At 71.8% G+C, this 19,560-nt stretch carries 17 protein-coding genes and 2 pseudogenes; 10 read left to right on the top strand and 9 right to left on the bottom strand.

What is annotated here, in order from left to right; translation table 11 throughout:
- The 6 genes and pseudogenes from AB0J74_RS13785 to AB0J74_RS13810 all read left to right on the top strand — a co-directional run.
- On the top strand, positions 1–671 hold a 671-nt coding region (locus AB0J74_RS13785; protein ID WP_363448055.1), incomplete at its 5' end, for a ComEA family DNA-binding protein.
- A 665-nt stretch (positions 672–1,336) separates the two neighbouring features.
- Positions 1,337–3,496, top strand: a pseudogene (locus tag AB0J74_RS13790) (ComEC/Rec2 family competence protein); the annotation flags it as partial.
- Between the two features lie 93 nt (positions 3,497–3,589).
- Positions 3,590–4,600, top strand: a pseudogene (holA, locus tag AB0J74_RS13795) (DNA polymerase III subunit delta); the annotation flags it as partial.
- Positions 4,601–4,731: 131 nt separating this feature from the next.
- Entirely contained in the window at positions 4,732–5,424 is a 693-nt protein-coding gene (locus tag AB0J74_RS13800) for a hypothetical protein (protein WP_363448056.1), read from the top strand.
- A 335-nt stretch (positions 5,425–5,759) separates the two neighbouring features.
- Positions 5,760–6,071, top strand: coding sequence for a hypothetical protein (locus AB0J74_RS13805; RefSeq protein ID WP_363448057.1), 312 nt, complete (start codon positions 5,760–5,762; stop codon positions 6,069–6,071).
- 47 nt (positions 6,072–6,118) lie between these two features.
- Positions 6,119–6,568, top strand: a complete 450-nt coding sequence (locus tag AB0J74_RS13810; RefSeq protein ID WP_363448364.1) for a heme-degrading domain-containing protein — start codon at positions 6,119–6,121, stop codon at positions 6,566–6,568.
- 442 nt (positions 6,569–7,010) lie between these two features.
- Here the strand turns inward: AB0J74_RS13810 and AB0J74_RS13815 are convergent, their stop codons facing one another.
- The 6 genes from AB0J74_RS13815 to lepA form a co-directional block, all read right to left on the bottom strand.
- Complete coding sequence (locus tag AB0J74_RS13815) at positions 7,011–7,841, bottom strand: carbohydrate ABC transporter permease (protein WP_363448058.1); 831 nt, start codon at positions 7,839–7,841, stop codon at positions 7,011–7,013.
- A complete protein-coding gene (locus AB0J74_RS13820) occupies positions 7,838–8,830 on the bottom strand; it encodes a sugar ABC transporter permease (protein WP_363448059.1) in 993 nt (330 codons plus the stop codon). Before AB0J74_RS13820 ends, AB0J74_RS13815 begins: the two co-directional genes overlap by 4 nt.
- Positions 8,827–10,119: a sugar ABC transporter substrate-binding protein gene (locus tag AB0J74_RS13825; protein WP_363448060.1), complete on the bottom strand. Its 1,293-nt coding sequence runs from the start codon at positions 10,117–10,119 to the stop codon at positions 8,827–8,829. The genes AB0J74_RS13820 and AB0J74_RS13825 overlap by 4 nt, the downstream gene beginning before the upstream one ends.
- A 149-nt stretch (positions 10,120–10,268) precedes the next feature.
- A complete protein-coding gene (locus AB0J74_RS13830; RefSeq protein WP_089249282.1) occupies positions 10,269–10,556 on the bottom strand; it encodes a GlsB/YeaQ/YmgE family stress response membrane protein in 288 nt (95 codons plus the stop codon).
- Between the two features lie 92 nt (positions 10,557–10,648).
- Complete coding sequence (locus tag AB0J74_RS13835; protein WP_363448062.1) at positions 10,649–11,173, bottom strand: NUDIX domain-containing protein; 525 nt, start codon at positions 11,171–11,173, stop codon at positions 10,649–10,651.
- On the bottom strand, positions 11,170–13,050 hold the full coding sequence (lepA, locus tag AB0J74_RS13840) for a translation elongation factor 4 (RefSeq protein ID WP_363448064.1): 1,881 nt from the start codon (positions 13,048–13,050) through the stop codon (positions 11,170–11,172). Before lepA ends, AB0J74_RS13835 begins: the two co-directional genes overlap by 4 nt.
- 78 nt (positions 13,051–13,128) lie before the next feature.
- Between lepA and AB0J74_RS13845 the strand changes: the two genes are divergently transcribed.
- The 3 genes from AB0J74_RS13845 (at position 13,129) to AB0J74_RS13855 (ending at position 15,244) form a co-directional block, all read left to right on the top strand.
- Positions 13,129–14,112 carry a phosphotransferase gene (locus tag AB0J74_RS13845; RefSeq protein WP_363448065.1) on the top strand — a complete coding sequence of 328 codons (984 nt, stop codon included), beginning with the start codon at positions 13,129–13,131 and terminating at the stop codon, positions 14,110–14,112.
- Positions 14,113–14,272: 160 nt separating this feature from the next.
- On the top strand, positions 14,273–14,539 hold the full coding sequence (rpsT, locus tag AB0J74_RS13850) for a 30S ribosomal protein S20 (RefSeq protein ID WP_363448067.1): 267 nt from the start codon (positions 14,273–14,275) through the stop codon (positions 14,537–14,539).
- A 69-nt stretch (positions 14,540–14,608) separates the two neighbouring features.
- The gene (locus AB0J74_RS13855) at positions 14,609–15,244 is read left to right on the top strand and encodes an MOSC domain-containing protein (protein WP_363448068.1); all 636 of its coding nucleotides are present in this window, start codon (positions 14,609–14,611) and stop codon (positions 15,242–15,244) included.
- 147 nt (positions 15,245–15,391) lie between these two features.
- Here AB0J74_RS13855 and AB0J74_RS13860 read toward each other — a convergent pair whose 3' ends face one another.
- The 3 genes from AB0J74_RS13860 to AB0J74_RS13870 form a co-directional block, all read right to left on the bottom strand.
- The gene (locus AB0J74_RS13860; RefSeq protein WP_363448069.1) at positions 15,392–16,294 is read right to left on the bottom strand and encodes a phytanoyl-CoA dioxygenase family protein; all 903 of its coding nucleotides are present in this window, start codon (positions 16,292–16,294) and stop codon (positions 15,392–15,394) included.
- A 321-nt stretch (positions 16,295–16,615) separates the two neighbouring features.
- Positions 16,616–17,473 (bottom strand): hypothetical protein, encoded by an 858-nt coding sequence (locus AB0J74_RS13865; protein WP_363448070.1) that lies wholly within the window; start codon positions 17,471–17,473, stop codon positions 16,616–16,618.
- Positions 17,474–17,525: 52 nt separating this feature from the next.
- Positions 17,526–18,308, bottom strand: a complete 783-nt coding sequence (locus AB0J74_RS13870) for an enoyl-CoA hydratase family protein (protein ID WP_363448071.1) — start codon at positions 18,306–18,308, stop codon at positions 17,526–17,528.
- A gap of 18 nt (positions 18,309–18,326) precedes the next feature.
- Between AB0J74_RS13870 and hemW the strand changes: the two genes are divergently transcribed.
- Positions 18,327–19,535: a radical SAM family heme chaperone HemW gene (gene hemW, locus AB0J74_RS13875; RefSeq protein ID WP_363448072.1), complete on the top strand. Its 1,209-nt coding sequence runs from the start codon at positions 18,327–18,329 to the stop codon at positions 19,533–19,535.
- Positions 19,536–19,560 lie beyond the last annotated feature (25 nt).

Here is a 19,560-nt window from a genome sequence, read left to right on the forward strand (position 1 = left end):
AGGTTTGGCCGCCTGAGGTTTCGCCGGCTGGGCCCGGGGCGCCTGAACCGCCGGCCCGGCTGCTCGGTGGTCCCGGGCCGTTCGATCCCGGGCGGCGTGGCGTCAAGGCCCTCGCGGCGGTGGCGATCGTGGTGGTGCTGGCCGCGGCGTTCTTCGCCTACCGGGCCCGGCCCAAGATCGAGCCCGTGGCGGCGGTTTCGGCACCGCCCGCTGTCGACGCGGCGCCGGCGACGAGCGCGGCCGGCGACATCGTGGTGTCGGTGGCGGGCAAGGTCCGCAAGCCCGGTCTGGTGCGGTTGCCCGCCGGCGCCCGCGTCGCCGACGCGGTCGAGGCGGCCGGCGGGACGCTGCCCGGCACGGACCTCGCATCGGTCAACCTCGCCCGCCGCCTCACCGACGGTGAGCTGGTCCTCATCGGCGTGACCCCGCCACCCGCCCCCGTCGGCGGCGAGTCCCCTCAGGCCGCCCCGGCCGCAGGCGGCAAGATCAATCTGAACAGCGCGACGCTGGCCGAGCTCGACAGCCTGCCTGGGGTCGGCCCGGTACTCGCGCAGCGCATCCTCGACCACCGCGCGGCAAAGGGCGGCTTCAAGACGGTCGGCGACCTGCGCAACGTCGACGGCATCGGCGCCAGTCGCTTCGAGGAGCTCAAGGACCTGGTGACGGTATGACCGCCGTCGTGGCCGAGGCGCCCGGACCGACGGACGGCACCGACGCGGCGCCGGGTCAGACCCGGCCGCCGCCGGACCTGCGACTTGCCGGGATGGCACTCGGCACGTGGCTGAGCGCGCTGCTCGCACTGTTCGTCACCGCCCGAACGGGCGCGATGGTCGCGACCGGAGCGGCGCTCCTTGCCGGGCTGCTCCTCCTGGGTCGGCGAGCATCATTCTGGCGCTTGCGGAACCCGGCGGCGCCTGCGGGCGCGGCCGTCGCCGCCTACCTGCGGCCGCGCACGCGGGTTGCCGTTGGCCAGGCGGGCGCTGCCGCCTGCCTGCAGCCGCGCACGCGGGTTGCCGTTGGCCAGGGGAGCGCTGCCGCCTACCTGCGGCCACGCAGGCGCGTTGCCGTGACCGCCCCGGCGGGCGCTGCCGCCTGCCTGCGACCGCCCAGGCGCGTTGCCGTGACCGCCCCGGCGGGCGGTGCCGCCTGCCTGCGACCGCGCAGGCGCGTTGCCGTGACCGCCCCGGCGGGCGCTGCTGGCGCCGCGAGTGCGTGGGCGCGCGCTGTTCGCGCCGTGACCTCGCGCTCGCGAGTTGGTGGCGCCGCGAGCGACCCGGCGCACGCCATCGTGCGGCGCCTTCGGGCGGCCATCGCGGGGCCGGCCGCGCGTCGGGTCGCTGTCGCCGTGCTGCTCGGGGTTGTGTGCGGGGCCGGCGCGACCGCCGCTCGCGTCGCGGTGCGGGAGGCGCCGGCCATCACCGCGCTCACCGCGAATCGGACGTCCGTGGTGGCCGAGATCGTGGTGCGCGACGATCCGCGCCTCGTGTCGAGCTCGAGCCGGCCGATGTACGTCGTCGGCGCCGAGTTGCGGTGGCTTCGGCCGGTCGACGACGAGCAGCGCCGGATCGAGGCGCGGGTTCGCGTTCTCGTGCTCGCCACCCATCCGGCCTGGGGTGCGCCGCTGCCGGGCCAGCGGGTCCGGGTGGAGGGCCGGCTCGACCGGCCGCGTGGCGGCGACCTGACCGCCGCGGTCGTCTCGTCCAGCGCCGCGCCCGAGTTGCTCGGCCGCACGTCCTGGGCGCAGCGGGCGGCCGGCTCACTCCGCGCCGGCCTGCAGCGCGCCTGTGCCACGCTGCCACCCGAAGCCGGCGGCCTCCTGCCTGGCCTCGTCCTCGGCGACACGAGCCGCCTGGACCCGGCCGTGGTCGACGACTTCCGGACCACCGGCCTGACGCACCTGACCGCCGTCTCGGGCGCCAACGTGGCCATCGTGATCGGCTTCGTACTCCTCGTCACCCGCTGGTGCCGCGCCGGCCGCTGGACGTCCGCGATCCTCTGCGGGCTGGCGCTGGTCGCGTTCGTGATCCTGGTCCGTCCGTCGCCCAGCGTCGTACGCGCCGCGACCATGGGCGCGATCGGTCTCATGGCGTTGGCCAGCGGACGATCACGGGCCGCGCTCCCGGCGCTCGCGGCCGCCATCGTCGTGCTGGTCGTGGTCGACCCGGAACTCGCCGGCGACGCCGGCTTCGCGCTGTCGGTGCTGGCCACCGGCGGCCTGCTCATGCTGGCGCCGAGGATCCGCGACTGGTTGCGCGGCCGGCGCGTGCCGCCGGGCCTGGCCGAGGCCCTCGCTATCCCGGCGGCAGCCCAGGTGACCTGCGGCCCGGTCGTCGCAGCGCTTTCCGGAGCGGTGAGCGTCGTGTCGATCCCGGCCAACCTGCTGGCCGCCCCGGCCGTGGCACCGGCGACCGTCCTCGGTGTCGGCGCGACGATCGTCTCCGCCGTGTGGCCGGCGGGTGCGGGCTTCCTCGCCTGGCTCGCGCACTGGCCGGCGCGCTGGCTGGTATTCATCGCCCGCTACGGCGCGAACACCCCGATGGGCAGCCTGCCGTGGCCCGGCGGGGTCGGCGGTGGGCTGCTGCTGGGCGCGTTGACGCTGGTCCTGCTGTTCGCCGTGCGGCACCGCGTCGCGCGGCGGCTGGTCGCCGTCGTGACCGTCGCGGTCGTCGTCGGGGCGCTGCCCGTGCGGATCATGACCAGCACCTGGCCGCCGCCGGGCTGGGTGGTCGTGGCGTGCGACATCGGCCAGGGCGACATGGCGGTGCTGCGGGCCGGCGCCACGAGCGCGGTCGTGGTCGACACCGGGCCGGAGCCTGCCGCGGCCGACGGGTGTCTCGACCGGCTCGGCGTACGGACCGTGCTCCTGCTCGTCGTCACCCACTTCCACGCCGACCATGCGGGTGGCATCGAGGGCGTCGGCCGCGGTCGGCGGATCGTGGCCGTCGCCACCCCACGGCACGCGGAGCCGATCGAGGGTCGAGACCTTGTCGTACGCGTGGCCGCCGAGTCGGGTGCCGCCGTCACCGCCGTGGACGCGGGGTGGCGGTCGTCGCTCGGGGCGGTCGACCTGTTCGCCTTCGGGCCGCTGGTGGAGATGACCGGAACACGATCCGACCCGAACAACAACTCACTCGTTCTCCGGGCGACCGTCGACGGGGTGGGCGTCATGCTTCCCGGCGACGCCGAAGAGGAGGAGCAACGCGCGGCCGTCGACCGCTACGGCGCGGCGGCGCTGCGGGCCCAGGTGCTCAAGGTCGCCCACCACGGTTCGGCCTATCAGGAACCGGCCTTCCTCGAAGCCGTCGACCCGGTGGTGGCGTTGGTGTCGGTCGGGGTCGACAACGGCTACGGCCACCCGAACCCCGCCCTGCTGGCCCGACTCGGGCGCGACGGCGCACGGGTGCTGCGCACCGACCTGGCCGGAGACCTGGCCGTCGTACGGAGAGGAGGTGGTCTCGCGGTCGTGACATCGGGCGCTCCTGGTGCACGTGAATAATCCCGTGCACGGGATGATCGACCCATCGCGGCACAGCTCACGGCGAAACGCAATTTGTCGGGATTTACGGTTGATGAGTGATCGACAACTCATATGGGTGAGGACGTTCGATCAGTCAGGGGCGCGTGCGAGTATGGCCCGGTGACCAGCGGCCTTCCCACAACACAACTCGTGCTCGGCGACGAGGAACTGCTGGTGACGCGTGCCGTCGAGAAGGCCGTCGAAGCCGCCCGGGCGGCCGACGCGTCCACCGACGTCCGGCATTACGAAGCCAACAACCTTGCCCCGGGCGAGCTGTCCGAGATGATCAGCCCGTCGCTGTTCGGCGGCCGCCGGCTGGTCGTCATCCGCGGTGGGCAAGACGCGCGCAAGGACCTCGTGACCGCGTTGCTCGACTACGCGAAGCACCCCGACCCCGACGTGCTGCTGGTGGTCACGCACACCGGCGGCGGGCGGGCCAAGGCACTCGCCGACGGCCTGCGCGCCGCCGGCGCCGACGTGGTCACCGCCGCGAAGCTCAAGTCCCACCGCGACCGGGTGGCCTTCGTCCGCGAAGAACTCAAGCGCGGCAACACGCGCGGCTCCGAAGAAGCGGCCGAGGCGTTGCTGGCCGCGGTCGGCAACGACCTGCGTGACCTGTCGGCGGCGTGCTCGCAGCTGCTGGCCGACGTCGAGGGCCGGATCGACGCCGCGACGGTGGCCCGCTACTACCGCGGCCGCGCCGAGGTGACCGGCTTCACGGTGGCCGACGCCGCGATGGTCGGCGACGTGCCGGCGGCGCTCGAGGCGTTGCGCTGGGCGCTGCACGTGGGGGTCGACCCGGTCCCGATCGCCGACGCGATCGCCGACGGCGTCCGCACGGTCGCCCGGGTGGCGTCCGCTGGCCGGGGCAACGCCTACCAGATGGCGAGCAGCCTGGGCATGCCGGCGTGGAAGATCGAACGCGCGCAGCGCCAGGGTCGCGGCTGGACCCCGGAGGGCCTCGTCGTCGCGATGCGCGCCGCCGCCGACTGCAACGCCGAGGTCAAGGGCGGTGCCGACGACCGGGGGTACGCCCTGGAACGCGCCGTCTTCGCCGTCGTGGCCGCCCGCTCCGGTGCGAGCGGCTCCGAGGCGCCAGCCGGCGGCCCGTCCGGTCGCCCCGGGCAGCCGATGGACGGCCGCGCCGCCGCCCGGGCCGCCGCGGCGGGCCGCGGCGGTTCCACGGCGGGCGACCGCAGATCGGGTGGTGGCCGGTGACCGCACGACGACTCTCGGCCCCGTTCGCCCCGGCCCGCCAGGTGAGCGCCCGCCCGTTCTACGCCCGGGCGCTGCGCCTCCAACACATCAAACCGAATTCGACCCTGTGCTTCGTCTTCCTGGAGGGCGCGACCGCGCTCGCGATCATCCTGGCCCTGGCCGAACTGATCCCCCTCTGGGGCACCGTCCTCCTGCCGCTGTGCGTCGCCGCGATGGTCAAAATCAACGACGTCGTCGCCGGCGCGGCGGTCCGGGCGGTCTCGCCGGGCCCCGGCCGCCGCCCGATGCGCCCCCTGCGCCCATTCCGCACGATCGGCCGCGCCAGCGTCCCGGGCGGCGCCGGCGCCGACAAAGTGGGCCGCGTCTACCGCTCGACCCCGGCGGAACCAGCTACCGCGGCCGCACCGATCATCGAGCCGACCGCCTCCGACGAGAGCGACCCCGGCGCCCGCGACCCAGACCCGGACCCGGACTGGTCCCGAGGCGCGGCCGAGGCCCGCCGCGTCGCCCACGGCAGCGCGCCCCCGACGTCCGGCCACCCGCATCCCGCCGCGGCGGTCAACTCGCCGCCGGTCGACCTGCACCAGGGCAAGGCGGCCCGCACCCCGACAACCCGCGACTGGGCCGCCGACGTCTTCGACACCCCGGCCCAACGCGCCCGTCACGCCGCCACCCGCCGCTACGAGTAGGCGCCACCGGCGCGACCTGCCGCCCGGCGCGACCACCCGCAGAGCGCCGTAGCCCATCGCGGGCACACGGGCCGGTCGAGCCGGCAGTGGCCGCCGCGCTGTCCTGTCTCGCCGACTTCGGCGAAGCCGTTCGCCGATCCGCAACACGTCGCCCAGCCGGAGTTGCAACCGAGCGGCCTATTCGGTTGCAGCGGGCCGCAACCAGCCTTAGGTGCGTGGTGCTGAGCGCGACCCACGGCGTCAACCTGATCGACGGCCCGGACGGGCGCGCGACGGGGGCTCCGGGCGCCGAACGGCTCTGGCGAGCGCGCCCACCCGGGTGCCAAGATCGGTCGATGTCGTTCTGGGAGGGCGTCTGGCGTATCGGGGTACCGGTCGGTGTCGTGGTCGCCTCGGGTGGGATGGTGTGGACTGCGGCAACCGAGTCGCCCACCGAGCCGTGGTGGCCGCGAGGCTGGCAGTGGCTCTGGGTCCTGGTCTGGCTCAGGGCCGCCGGTGAAGCGGCCTTCGGCGACAACCGGTGGTGGTTCGAGCGGGCCTGGAAGGGCTCCGGCGCCCTGCTCATCTTCGCCGCGGTCGCCGTCGGGTTGTGGCGTCGCTATCGCTGGCGGCGGCGCCTCGCGCGCGACGCGCAGGTGGCTGCTTAGATCGTCGGGACGATCCAGGAAAGGAACGGCAACCCGTGACGCCAGAGCTGCAGGAGCAGGAAGAACGTCTCCAGTTTGACCGGTTCGGCCATGAAGATGCCTGGGAGCTGGGCAATCGCCTCGTCGCCATGGCGCGGGAGCGGGGGCACGCGGTCACCGTCGACATTCGGCTCGGCGACCAGCAGGTCTTCCACTGCGCGCTGGCCGGCACCTCGCCCGACAACGACGACTGGATCGAACGCAAGATCCGGGTCGTCCGGCGGTTCGGGCACAGCTCCTACAGCGTCGGGCAGGGCTACCGCGACCGGGGCACCACCTTCGAGGAGGCACAACCACACCTCGACCCGGCCTTGTACGCCGCACACGGCGGCTGCTTCCCGATCATCCTCAAGGGCACCGGCCCGGTCGGCACCGTCACCGTCTCGGGCCTGCCCCAACTCGACGACCACCGCCTCGTCGTCGAGGCCCTCGGGCTCTTCCTCGAAGACAAGGCATAACGGGCAGGCGCCGCCGCACGGGCCCGGCGAATCAGGCCGCCGGCGTCGCTGACATCGGCCAACCCGGACGCCGGTTCGACCAAACAGCGCGCGGGCGTCCAGATGCCGCCCGAACAAGCTGCCCGCGGCCACCCGGCCTGACGGGCTGCCGGGGGCCACCGCGATGCCACCCGGCCTGACGGGCTGCCGGGGGGCCACCGCGGCGCCACCCGGCCTGACGGGCTGCCGGGGGGCCACCGCGACGCCACCCGGCCTGACGGGCTGCCGGGGGGCCACCGCGACGCCACCCGGCCTGACGGGCTGCCGACGGCCACCGCGACGCCACCCGGCCTGACGGGCTGCCGGGGGCCACCGCGACGCCACCCGGCCTGACGGGCTGCCGGCGCCCACTGCGACGCCATCCCGGTCCCGGCCGAGCCACTCAGCGAACGACGGCGAACCCTCAGCCCTTCAGAGCACCCGCTGACAACCCACCCACCATGCGGCGCTGCACGATCAGGAAGAAGACCAGGACCGGGAGGGTGAGGAGCGTCGACGCCGCCATCACCGGGCCCCACGCCGTGTCGTCGCGGCCGAAGAAGAACGTCATCGCGACCGGGAGGGTGTAGCGGCTCTGGTCGTTGAGGAACGTGAGCGCGAAGATCAATTCGTTCCAGGCCACGATGAACGAGAAGATGCTCGTCGCCACCAGGCCCGGCGCTACCAGCGGGAACAGGATGCGGCGGTAGATCTGCAACCGGCTGGCGCCGTCGATCGCGGCCGCCTCCTCGAGTTCCACCGGGACCGCGGCCACGAAACCCCGCAGCATCCAGACCGCGAACGGCAGCGAGAAGCCCACATAGGTCAGCACCAGGCTGCCCAGCGTGTCGTAGAGGCCCAGCCGCTGGATCATCAAGAAGAGGGGAATGACCAGCGCTTCCAGCGGGATCATCTGCACGACCAGCAGCAGCACCAGGAAAGTGGTCCGCAACCGGAAACGGAACCGGGACACCGCCGTCGCCGCCAGCAGTGCGATCAGGCCGCTGATCACCACCGTGGCGACGGCCACGATCACGCTGTTGCGGAAGAAGTCCAGGAACGAGACGCCGGGGATGAGGTCGCCGGACAGGATCGCGCGATAGTGCGCCAGCGTCGGGTGCCGCGGGAAGGGGACCGGGCCGCCGGAGAAGATCTCGGGAGTGGTCTTGAACGACGTCGCCACCATCCAGACGACCGGGAAGACCGCGAACGCCGCCACCAGCAGGCCGGCCAGGTTGAGCGCGGACCGCTTCACAGCTCCTCCTGCTTGAGCAGGGTACGTACGTACACGCCGGTGACGATCAGCAGGATCACCGTGAGCACCACCGCGATCGCGGCGCCCAGGCCGTACTTCGGGGGCGGGGAGAACGCGGTCGCGTACGAGTAGATGGACAGCATGAACGTCGGGCGGTCCTGGGTGCCGCCGGCCAGCACGTACTGCTGCGTGAAGACCTTGAAGTCCCAGATGGTGGAGAGCACCACGAGGATGCCGAAGACCGGGCGCAGCAGCGGGAACGTGATCGACCAGAACGACCGCCACGCGCTGGCGCCGTCGACCCGGGCCGCCTCCAGCAACTCCGACGGCAGGCTCTTGAGGCCGGCCAGCACCGACACCGCGATGAACGGGAACGAGTGCCACACGATGACCAGCGTGAGGATCGAGAAGAACGACAGCGGCGAGTTGAACCAGCCGTAGCCGGTCCAGTCAGACCGTCCGAAAAGTCCAGAAGACACCCCGTCCGGCAGCGCGTTGAACAGCCACGTGACCAGCCCGTTCGTGTCGTCGAAGATCCATTTCCAGGTGATCGTGCCGGTCAGCGCCGGTGTCGCCCACGCCAGCAGCACGCAGCCGCCGACGAACGCGGCCATCCGCTGGCCGAGCCGGTGCAGCAACAGGCCGACCAGCGTGCCCAGCACCATCGTCAGCGCGACGTTGGCCAGCGCGAACAGCACCGTGTTGCGCAGCACCATCTGGAAGAACGGGTCGGTCAGGATCTCGCGGTAGTTGGCCAGACCCGCCCACGGCCACTCGCGCTGGCCGCGGACCTGCCGCACGCTGTCGAGGTCGTAGAGCGACATCACCACGATCTGCCCGAGCGGCCACAGCAGCAGGGCCGAGATCACGATCAGGCAGGGCAGCATGAGCAGGTACGGGAGGCGGCCCGGCCCCCGGCTCCATGATCGGGCCGGCGGCGCGGGCCGCTCCGGTGTCACGTCGGGAACGACGCGGGTATCGGTGCTCACTTCGCGTTGAGGATGCTCTCGATCTCGGCGGCCGCGTCGGTGGTCGCCTGGTCGACCGTCTTCTGACCCTTGATGACCGCCGTGTTCATCGCCTGGGTCACCGTCTTGGTCCGGCTGACCTCGACCCACTTCGGCGTCATCGGCGTGAGCTTGGTGGCCTTCATCGTGGCCGCGAACGCCGCCATGATCTTGTCATCGTTGTAGCCCGCCGCGACCAGGTCGGTGTAGACCGGGAAGAACTTGAGGCTGTCGGCGTACTTCTTGTTGTTCTCCTTGTCGAGCAGCACGGTCATGTAGTCCCAGGCCACGTCCTTGACCTTGCTGTCTTCCCAGATCGCGATGTCGGAGCCGCCCGCGAACGCGGGAGCCGCGCCGCCGGTCGGGCCGGGGATCGGGAAGGTGCCCCAGACCTTGTCGAGGTTGGGGTCGGCCTCCAGCATCGCGGCCTGCTGCCAGCTGCCGCCGAACGCCATCGCCGCCTTGCCGGTCGCGAACTGGGTGCGGGCGTCGACCTCGTTCCAGGCGGCGGCCGCGGGCGGTGCCACCTTGTGCACGGTGACCAGGTCGGTCCAGAACTTCACGGCCTTGCGCGACTCGGGGGAGGTGTAGCCGGACTTCCAGGTGCCACCGCTGTCGGTCGCGATCTCGCCGCCGGCGCCCCACAGGAACGAGTAGAACGGCAGCTCGGAGTTGCCGGGCAGGGCGATGCCGTAGGTGCCGGGCTTCTTGGCCTGCACCGCCTTGGCCACGCTGACCAGCTCGTCCCAGGTCTTCGGCGGCTGCACGCCCGCCTCCTGGAACCAGTCGGTGCGGTAGTAGATCGCGCGCACCCCGGCGTACCAGGGAATGCCGTATTGCTTGCCGTCGAGCTGGGCGTTCTTCACGAGGTCGGGCAGGATGTCCTTGCCGGGTGCCCAGCCGCCGAGCCGGTCGGTCAGGTCGGCGAGCGCCTCCTGCTGGGCCCAGCCCTGCGTCTCGGTGTTGCCGAGTTCGGTGACGTCGGGTCCCTCGCCGCCGGCGAGCGCGGCCTGGAACTTCTTCGGCGCCTCGAGCCACGGAATGTATTGAACGACCACGTCGGTGCCGGGATGCTTCTTCTTGAACTCGGCCTCGACGCCGTCAAGGAAGGAGTTCTGTGCGTCGCCGCCTTCGCCCATCATCCAGACGGTGAGCTTGGCGGGGTCCGCCTGCTGTTCGTTGCCGCTATCGTCGCTGCCGCAGGCGCTGGCGAGCAGCGCGGCCGTGAGGATCACCGTGACAACCTGGAACGGTATCCGCCTCGTCTTCACCAGGCATTCCCTTCCGCGATGGGGGTTCGGGGGATGTAGGTAACCTTCTTCGCGGCAGACTAGTACGAAAATTTCTTTTACGACAGGCCCTCAGGTCACACATAGGAAACGGGCGCCCCGAAGGGCGCCCGTCCATGGTGTCGGGTGTGTCAGTAGCGGCTGACCCGGCGCCGGCCGCGGCCGTACATGCTGACGGTCAGCAGCACGCCGACGGCGGCGAGAGCGATCTGCAGCAGCAGTTCGCGCCAGTCGACGAAGCCGCCGGTGTCGGCGAAACCGCCGGCGCGGGCGATCGCGGAGCCCAGCAGCGCGGCCACGACACCGATGACCAGCGTCAGCCAGATCGGGATGTTCTGGCGGCCGGGCACGACCAGTCGGCCCAGCGCACCAATGACGAGACCGATAATCAGGGCGGTGATGATCCCACCTGCGGTCATGGCCCTTCCTCCTCCTCGGGGGGTGTGTGACGCCGTTGAAAGTTCCCGAGGCGCCGAGGAGTCAAACCGGATCTTTCACCGGAACGGCAGGTTTATTTCGCCGACAGCAACGATTTCGCGGCGTCGACCAGGGCGGCGTCCATTGTCGAGAACGCCATCTTCGGCGGGTTGGCCAGGTCAAACCAGGTCATCTCGGTCGCTTCGGCCGGGTCGAGCCGGATCGCGGCCACGTCGAGCGACGCGAAGAAGAAACAGTCCAACACCGGCAACCGCTCGTTCTGGAACTCGTACGTGCCGACGTACATCCCGATGAAGTCGTTGACCCGCACGTCGACCCCGAGCTCCTCGCGGCCCTCGCGCACGGCGGCGTCGCGCGGGTGCTCGAAGCCGTCGCAGAACCCGCCCGGCACCTCCCAGTGCCCGGCCATCGGGTCGACCGCCCGGCGCAGCGCCAGGAACCGGCCCGCGTCGTCGACGACCAGCAGGCTCGCCGTCGGCCGGGCGTTGACGTAGAGCTGGTAGCCGCACGCCGGGCAGACCGTCGGCGGGCGGCTGGCCAGCGCGCTGCCGCAGCGGGCGCAGAAGCCGGCGTCCGGCCCGGTGGACAGCGGCGTCACTTCTTCGCGGCCTTGATGTCGGCGGGCGAGTCCGAGGTCGACAGCGCGGCGATGAACGCCTCCTGCGGCACCTCCACCCGGCCGACCATCTTCATCCGCTTCTTGCCTTCCTTCTGCTTCTCCAGCAGCTTGCGCTTGCGGGTGATGTCACCGCCGTAGCACTTGGCCAGCACGTCCTTGCGGATCGCCCGGATCGTCTCGCGGGCGATCACCCGGCTGCCGATCGCGGCCTGGATCGGCACCTCGAACTGCTGCCGCGGGATGAGCTTCTGCAACTTCGACGCGATGTTGACGCCGTAGTTGTAGGCCTTGTCCTTGTGGACGATCGCGCTGAACGCGTCGACCGGCTCGCCGTGCAGCAGGATGTCGACCTTGACCAGGTCGGCCTTCTGCTCGCCGGAGGGCTCGTAGTCGAGGCTGGCGTAGCCCTTGGTGCGGCTCTTCAGCTGGTCGAAGAAGTCGTAGATGATCTCAGCGAGCGGCAGCGTGTAGCGCAACTCGACCCGGTCGGCCGACAGGTAGTCCATGCCGAGCAGCGAGCCCCGGCGGCCCTGGCACAGCTCCATCACGGCGCCGACGTAGTCGTTGGGCGTCAGCACGGTCGCCCGCACCACCGGCTCGAAGACCTCGGCGACCTTGCCGGTCGGGAACTCGCTCGGGTTGGTCACGGTCAGTTCGGAGCCGTCGTCCATCGTCACCCGGTAGACCACGTTGGGCGCGGTGGAGATCAGGTCGAGGGCGAACTCGCGCTCCAGCCGCTCCCGGATGATCTCCAGGTGGAGCAGGCCGAGGAAGCCGACCCGGAAGCCGAAGCCGAGCGCGGCGCTGGTCTCCGGCTCGTAGATCAGCGCGGCGTCGTTGAGCTTGAGCTTGTCGAGCGCGTCGCGCAGCGCCGGGTAGTCGGAGCCGTCGATCGGGTAGAGGCCCGAGTAGACCATCGGCTTCGGGTCCTTGTAGCCACCGAGCGCCTCGGTGGCCGGGCGACCGCTGATGGTCACCGTGTCGCCGACCCGGGACTGGCGGACGTCCTTCACGCCGGTGATCATGTAGCCGACCTCGCCGACGCCGAGCGCCGAGGCCTTGACCATCTCCGGCGAGATGACGCCGATCTCCAGCAACTCGTGTGCCGCGCCGGTCGACATCATCTTGATCCGGTCGCGCGCCTCGATCTTGCCGTCGATCACCCGGACGTAGGTGACCACGCCGCGGTAGATGTCGTAGACCGAGTCGAAGATCATCGCGCGGGCGGGCGCGGCGGCGTCGCCGACCGGCGGGGTGAACTGCCGGACGATCTCGTCGAGCAGGTGGGCCACGCCCTCGCCGGTCTTGCCGGAGACCCGCAGGCAGTCCTCCGGCCGGCCGCCGATCAGGTGGGCCAACTCCTCGGCGTACTTGTCGGGCTGTGCGGCCGGCAGGTCGATCTTGTTGAGCACCGGGATGATGTGCAGGTCGTTTTCCAGCGCCAGGTAGAGGTTGGCCAGCGTCTGCGCCTCGATGCCCTGCGCGGCGTCGACCAGCAGCACCGCGCCCTCGCACGCGGCCAGGCTGCGGGACACCTCGTAGGTGAAGTCGACGTGGCCGGGCGTATCGATCATGTTGAGCACGGCGCTCTCGCCGGCCTGCTCGCCTTCGCGCACGGTCCACGGCATCCGGACCGCCTGTGACTTGATCGTGATGCCGCGCTCGCGCTCGATGTCCATCCGGTCCAGGTATTGCGCACGCATCTGACGCGGGTCGACCACCTCGGTCAGCTGCAACATCCGGTCGGCCAGCGTCGACTTGCCGTGGTCGATGTGGGCGATGATGCAGAAGTTGCGGATACGCGCCGGGTCGGTGGCACCAATCTGGTTGGTGCCGGGGTCGAGCGTCGGTGGCACGGTGGTCCGTTCTGGTCGGCGGTCGTCAAGGTCGCTCTCTATGCTCCCATGCCCGCGCGGTAGGGCAGGATGGCCGGCATGCTCGGGCCGCCGCCGTTCGCGTATCACGCCACCGCGGTCCGCCCTACCTGGGCCTCGCTCGCCCCTGACCTGCGCGCGGCCGTCGCGGCGCGGCTCGGTTCGCCGGTGGTCGGCGCGACGACCGCCGGCGCCGGCTTCACCGGCGGCTTCGCCGCGGTGCTGGAGACCGCCGCGGGGGACAAGGTGTTCGTCAAGGCCGCCCGGGCGTCGGACCAGAGACACCTGTGCGACTGGTACGCACACGAGGCGCGGGTCGTCGCCGCGCTGCCGTCGCAGGTGGCGGCGCCGCGACCGCGCTGGACGCTGGCGACGCCGGACTGGTTCGTGCTCTGTCTCGACGCGGTCGACGGCGGCCCGCCCGCGCTGCCCTGGTCGGCGGCGGACCTGTCGGCGACGCTGGACGCCTGGGCCACCGCGGCGGACGCCCTGGTCTCACCGCCGGCGGCGCTGGTCGATCTCGGGCTGCCCGCGCTGTCGACGATGATCCGCGACGACCTCTCCGAGTGGGGCGGCATCGCGGCCGGCCACACGCCGCTACCGCCGGGCGCCGAACCGGCCCGCGGCCACCTGGCCGCGTTGGCGGCCCTGGAGGCGACCGCGCCGGCGCTGGCCACGACGCCGGGCACCGCGTTGGTCCACGGTGACCTCCGCGTCGACAACGTGCTGATCGACACCGGCGGCCGGGCCTGGCTCTGCGACTGGAACTGGCTCTGCCACGGCCCGGCCTGGTTCGACACGGCGATGCTGCTGATCACCGCGTACGCGGACGGCCTGGACGCCGATTCGTTGTGGGCGAATCATCCGACCGCGGCCGGTGCTCCGGGCAGAGCACTCGACGCCGCCCTCACCGCCATGTCCGGATATTTCCTGACCCGCGCCACCGCGCCGCCGAACGACGCCTCGCCCCTCGTGCGGGCCCACCAGCGCTGGCACGGCGACGCGGCCCTCTCCTGGCTGCTTACCCGCAACGGTTGGGCCTGAGGCACGCGATGTGTAGGGCCGGCGGTGCCGGCCGGGGGGTCTGCGCCCTCCAGGGGCGTTTTGGCCCGTCAATGGGTCCCTGGTAGGCTGGCTTTTCGCGTGTGGCGAGGTTTGCCCGCGCCTAGATTCCACCCAACCAGGAGCAGGACGAGGCTGTCGCGTGGCGAACATCAAGTCCCAGATCAAGCGCAACCGGCAGAACGAGAAGCGCCGGCTGCGGAACAAGTCGGTCAAGTCGTCGCTCAAGACGGCCATCCGCAAGTTCAACGAGGCCACCGAGGCCGGTGACACCGAGAAGGCCGCGGTGCTGATGCGTGACGCGTCGCGCAAGCTCGACAAGGCCGTCAGCAAGGGTGTCATCCACAAGAACCAGGCGGCCAACCGCAAGTCGGCCATCGCCAAGCGGCTCAGCGCTCCCGCCGCCTGAGACCGACTGTTCTTCGCCGAGGGTCCGGCCGCTCACGCGGCCCGGCCCTCGTTTGCGTAGGCTCGGCCGGTGGCAGGACGTGTTCTCTCGGTCAACCTCGGCACCCGCAAGATCACTGATTACGCGGACGGGCCGGGCGGCCAGACCGGCATCGACAAACTCCCGACCAGTGACCGGGTCACGGTGTCCGACGCCGGCGTCGACGGCGACTACATCGGCAACCGGCGGGTGCACGGCAGCCCCGACCAGGCGGTGTACGCGTACGCCGTCGAAGACGCCCACTGGTGGGCCGCCGAGCTGGGCCGGGAGCTGGGCGCGGGCGCGTTCGGCGAGAACCTGACCACGCTCGGCGTCGACGTGACCGGCGCGGTGATCGGCGAGCGCTGGACGATCGGTTCGGCGGTGGTCCAGGTGACCTATCCGCGCCAGCCCTGCCAGACCTTCGCCGGCTTCTGGAGCGTCCCCGACCTGGTCAAGCGCTTCGTCCAGCACGGCGCACCGGGCGCGTACCTGCGGGTGCTGACGCCCGGCGAGATCGGCGCCGACGACCCGGTCGAGGTCGTCCACCGCCCCGACCACGGCGTCACGCTGGGGGAGACCTTCCGGGCCTTCAACGGCGAGCCGGGCCTGCTGCCCAACCTCCTCGCGGCCACCGACCTGCCCGAACCCTTGCTGGCCAAGGTCCGCCGCCGCGTCGGCGCGTAGGCAGCACACGAGGTCATCCAGCCCGCCGTGCCGCCAGCCCCGGGGCGCTTCCTGCAGGGGTGCGAGCAATAGAGTCCGGCCCGGTCGCGGGCGGGGGCGACGTTCGTACCCCCGCCGGCGCCGGGCCGGATCGGTGTCTCTAGGAGATCAGCGCAGCCAGGGGACGCTGCGGTCCAGCAGACCCCGGGTCTTCAGCTCCTTGCGGAGCGGGATCTCGTCGTCGATGTAGCCGTCCCAGTTGATGCCCCAGTAGTTGGCCGTGTGGGTGCCCTCGCCGAGCAGCTGGCGCTGCACCGGGGTGCGGTTCTGCCACCACTGGGAGGTCGGGTCGGGGTGCAGCTCGTCGAGCGGGCGGATCCACCGGTAGGTGTAGCCGACGAACAGCATCTTCCGCGTGATGTTGGACAGGTTCGTCGAGCGGGAGTGCCACTGGCGGCGGTCGAAGATGAACGCGTCGCCGGGGTTGGCGGTGATCTCGACGGTGCCCTCGGGATCCGGGTTCTGCACGGTCAGGTCGGCCGGGCGGGGGAGCGAGTTCCACAGGTGGCTACCCGGGATGACCTTGGTCGCGCCGCGGCCCTTCTCCGACAGGTCGGACAGGACGTAGGCCACCTTCAGCGAGAACATCGGCCGCGGGAGGTTGGGGTCCATCGTCTCCGGGTCGGAGTTCTGCCGGTAGCCGTCCTGGTGCCAGCCCCAGTAGGGCTTCTCCGGCTCGAGCGCCGGCGGCGTCACGTCGAGGTGGTTGTGGTGCGTGTAGATGTTCCAGCCGGCCAGGCCCCACATGTAGGGGAAGGCGATCGGGTGGGTCAGCAGCTCGCCGAACAGCTCGTCACGGTCGAGGAAGCCGAGCAGGTGCAGGGTGCCGTCCTTGGTGGTGTTGCCGGCGGCCTTCTCCTCGGCGTAGACCCGGTCGACGGCGGCTTCCAGCGCGGCCCGGTGGTCTTCGGTCAGGACGTTGCGCAGGAGCATGAAGCCCTGCTCGTGGAACTCCTTCCGGTCGACCTCGCTGATCGGCTCGTAGCCTGTGCGGCCTCCGTAGTCGAACACGTGCATTCCTCCTCGTGACGTCGCCAGGGCCGTCACTCGACCGTCGTTCGGGCCGCGGGCGGCCCCGGATGCGGCGCAGGAACCCGAAGGGATTTCGCGCACCCCGGCGATGCTAGAGGCAGTTGTTGTCCCGGAAAGACTCCGTTCGGCCGAAGATCGACGGCGATCGGCGGATCGGCACGATATGGAGGGGCATCACTACACCGGGCGATGTTAGGTCGCCCTAAATGCCAACAAGTCAGACACAAGATCATACAGAAAGTGAGATAAAACTCAGTCTCGGACGATCGGGCGGTTCACGGTCAGGCGTCAGCCGGCCGGTCAGACGTCGGCGAAGACCTCGGCCTGGACCAGGGCGGCGCCGGCGCCTTCGACGGGGGACCACCGACCGCCGTCGGCGGACCATTCCATCCCCGCGAAGCGGACGGTCTTGACGCCGTGGTCGGTGGCGTGGGAGACGAGCCAGTGCGCGTAGCGCCAGCCCGCCGTCGCGTCGGTCGCGGCGACCGCGAAGCCGCCCGCCGCCGGCACGGTTTCGACCTTGCCCCAGTCGAGGGTGAGCACCTTGGCCAGCGACGTCGACGCCGCCGTGCCGCGCATCAGGGGCTCGCCCGGCACCTGGCAGGCCACCGCCGAGGTGGCCCGGCCGAGCAGCGCCGCCGCCAGCACCCCGGCCTCGTCGGCCCACTTCTCGTAGGCCTCCGGGTAGGCCGACCGCTGCACCCGCTGGGCCGCCTCGGTCACCCGCATCTCCTGCCAGCCGCGCACCTTCTTGAGGCTCGCGTAGAACTTGTTGGCCGAGTAGCGCGGGTCGCGGATCTGCTCCGGCGTGCCCCATCCCTGGCTGGGCCGCTGCTGGAACAGGCCGAGCGAGTCACGGTCGCCGCCGGCCAGGTTCTCCAGCTTCGACTCCTGCAATGCCGTCGCCAGGGCGACCACCACGCCGCGTTCCGGGATTTTCCGGCGTACGCCGACCGCCGTGATCGTGGCGGCGTTGGCCATCTGTGCCGCGTCGAGGGTGACCGGTGGGCTGTCGTCGCCGGACCGCACCGTGCAGTCACGGGTCGGCGACGGCAGGCTGATCTTCGGCGTCTTGAAGTCGCGAGAGCTCAGAAAGACAGCGAAAGCCGCGATCAGGAAGATCGCGACAATGCCGACAACAGGCCCACGACCTCGCACCCGCCACCTCCTTGTCGCACAGGTTACGACGGCGGGGCGACCGTGCGGAACGTCATCGGGCCGGGACCCACGAGGGGTCGCGCTTTTCCCGGAACGCGGCCACGCCCTCGCGGCCCTCCTCGGACAGGAAATAGCCGATCGAGCGGGCAGCCAGTTCGGCCGCGTCCTCCCGGACCGAGGGCAGCGAGGCGCGCACCAACAGCTCCTTCGTGCCCGCCAGCGCGTTCGGCGCGCCGCGCACCAGCGCCGCGCAGTAGGAGCGGACCGTCGCGTCCAGCTCCTCGACCCCGACGGCCGCGGTGACCAGGCCGACCTCGACCGCGCGGATGCCGTCGAACACCTCGCCGGTCAGGTAGAGCGCCTGGGCCGCCCGCGGGTGCAGCCGGCTCAGCACGGTGGCCGAGATGACCGCCGGGATCACGCCGAGGCGCACCTCGGTGAACGCGAACGTCGCCTCGGTCGCGCAGATCGCGATGTCGGCCGCGGCGATCAGCCCCAGCCCGCCGGCCCGGGCCGGGCCGCCGACCCGGGCGACGACCGGCTTCGGGCACTCGACCACCGTCGCGAGCACGTCGCCGAGCATTCCGACCGGGACCTTTCCCGAGGCGTACGCCGTCGCGGTCTCTTTCAGGTCGGCACCCGAGCAGAACACCGGGCCGGTGTGCGAGAGCACCACCACCCGCACCGCGGGGTCGGCCGTGGCCGTCGCCAGCGCGGCGGTCAGCTCGGTCATCAGCGGCGTCGACAGCGCGTTGCGGTTGTGCGGGCTGTCCAGCGTGAGGGTGGCCACGCCGCGGTCGGTCTCGACCCGTACGAGAGGATCCCCGGATGTCATGTGGCGCACACTAGTCGCATGCCCGGTCCTCTTCCCGACGGCGAACCGATGCCGTCGGACGGCGCGTTGCCCGCGTCGGCCCTGCGCGCGGTCGGCGCGCGCGGCTTCGGCGTCTACGTGCACGTGCCGTTCTGCGCCAGCCGCTGCGGCTACTGCGACTTCAACACCTACGCACCTGGTGACCTGCCGGGCTGGCGGCCCGAGGGCTACGCCGACACGGTGCTGGCCGAACTCGAACTCGCGGCCCGGACGCTGGGAGCGGCGCCGGCCGTCGACACCGTCTTCGTCGGCGGCGGCACGCCGACCCTGCTGCCCACCGACGACCTGGCCCGGATCCTGGCGGCGATCGACAAGACCTGGGGGCTCGCGGCCGACGTCGAGGTGACCACCGAGGCCAACCCCGAGTCGGTGACACCGGCCAGCCTGCGGGCGCTGCGGTCGGCCGGCTACACCCGGGTCTCGCTGGGCATGCAGTCGGTCGCGCCGGGCGTGTTGCGGGTGCTCGACCGCAGGCACTCGCCGGGCCGGGCGGCGCAGGCCGCGACCGAGGCCCGGGAAGCCGGCTTCGACCACGTCAACCTCGACCTGATCTACGGAACGCCGGGCGAGACGGCCGACGACTTCGCCGCCTCGCTGGCCGCCGCGATCGGTGCCGGCGTCGACCACGTCAGCGCCTACAGCCTGATCGTCGAGGACGGCACCCGGCTGGCCGCCCGGATCCGCCGCGGCGAACTGCCGCAGCCCTCCGACGACGTCGCCGCCGACCGCTACCTGGCCGCCGAGCAGACCCTGACCGCGGCCGGCTTCGGCTGGTACGAGGTGTCGAACTGGGCCACCACCGAGGCCGGGCGGTGCCGGCACAACCTGCTCTACTGGACCGGCGGCGACTGGTGGGGCGTCGGGCCGGGCGCGCACAGCCACGTCGGCGGCGTGCGCTGGTGGAACGTCAAGCACCCCGCCGGGTACGCGCAGCGGCTGGCCGACGGCGTGTCGCCGGGGGCCGGCCGGGAGGTGCTCACCGCCGAGGACCGGCACACGGAAGAGGTCATGCTGCGGACGCGGCTGGCCAGTGGGCTGCCGCTGGACGTGCTCGACCCGGCCGGCCGGGCCGCCGCGGAACGGGCCCGGGCCGACGGGCTGCTGACGATCGCCGGCGACGGACAAGCGGTGTTGACCTTCCGCGGCCGGCTGCTCGCCGACGCCGTGGTGCGCGACCTGCTCGGCTAGCGATCTGAGCCGAGCAGAGCGCGCG

Source organism: Asanoa sp. NPDC049573 (genome assembly GCF_040676615.1).
GTDB lineage: Bacteria > Actinomycetota > Actinomycetes > Mycobacteriales > Micromonosporaceae > Asanoa.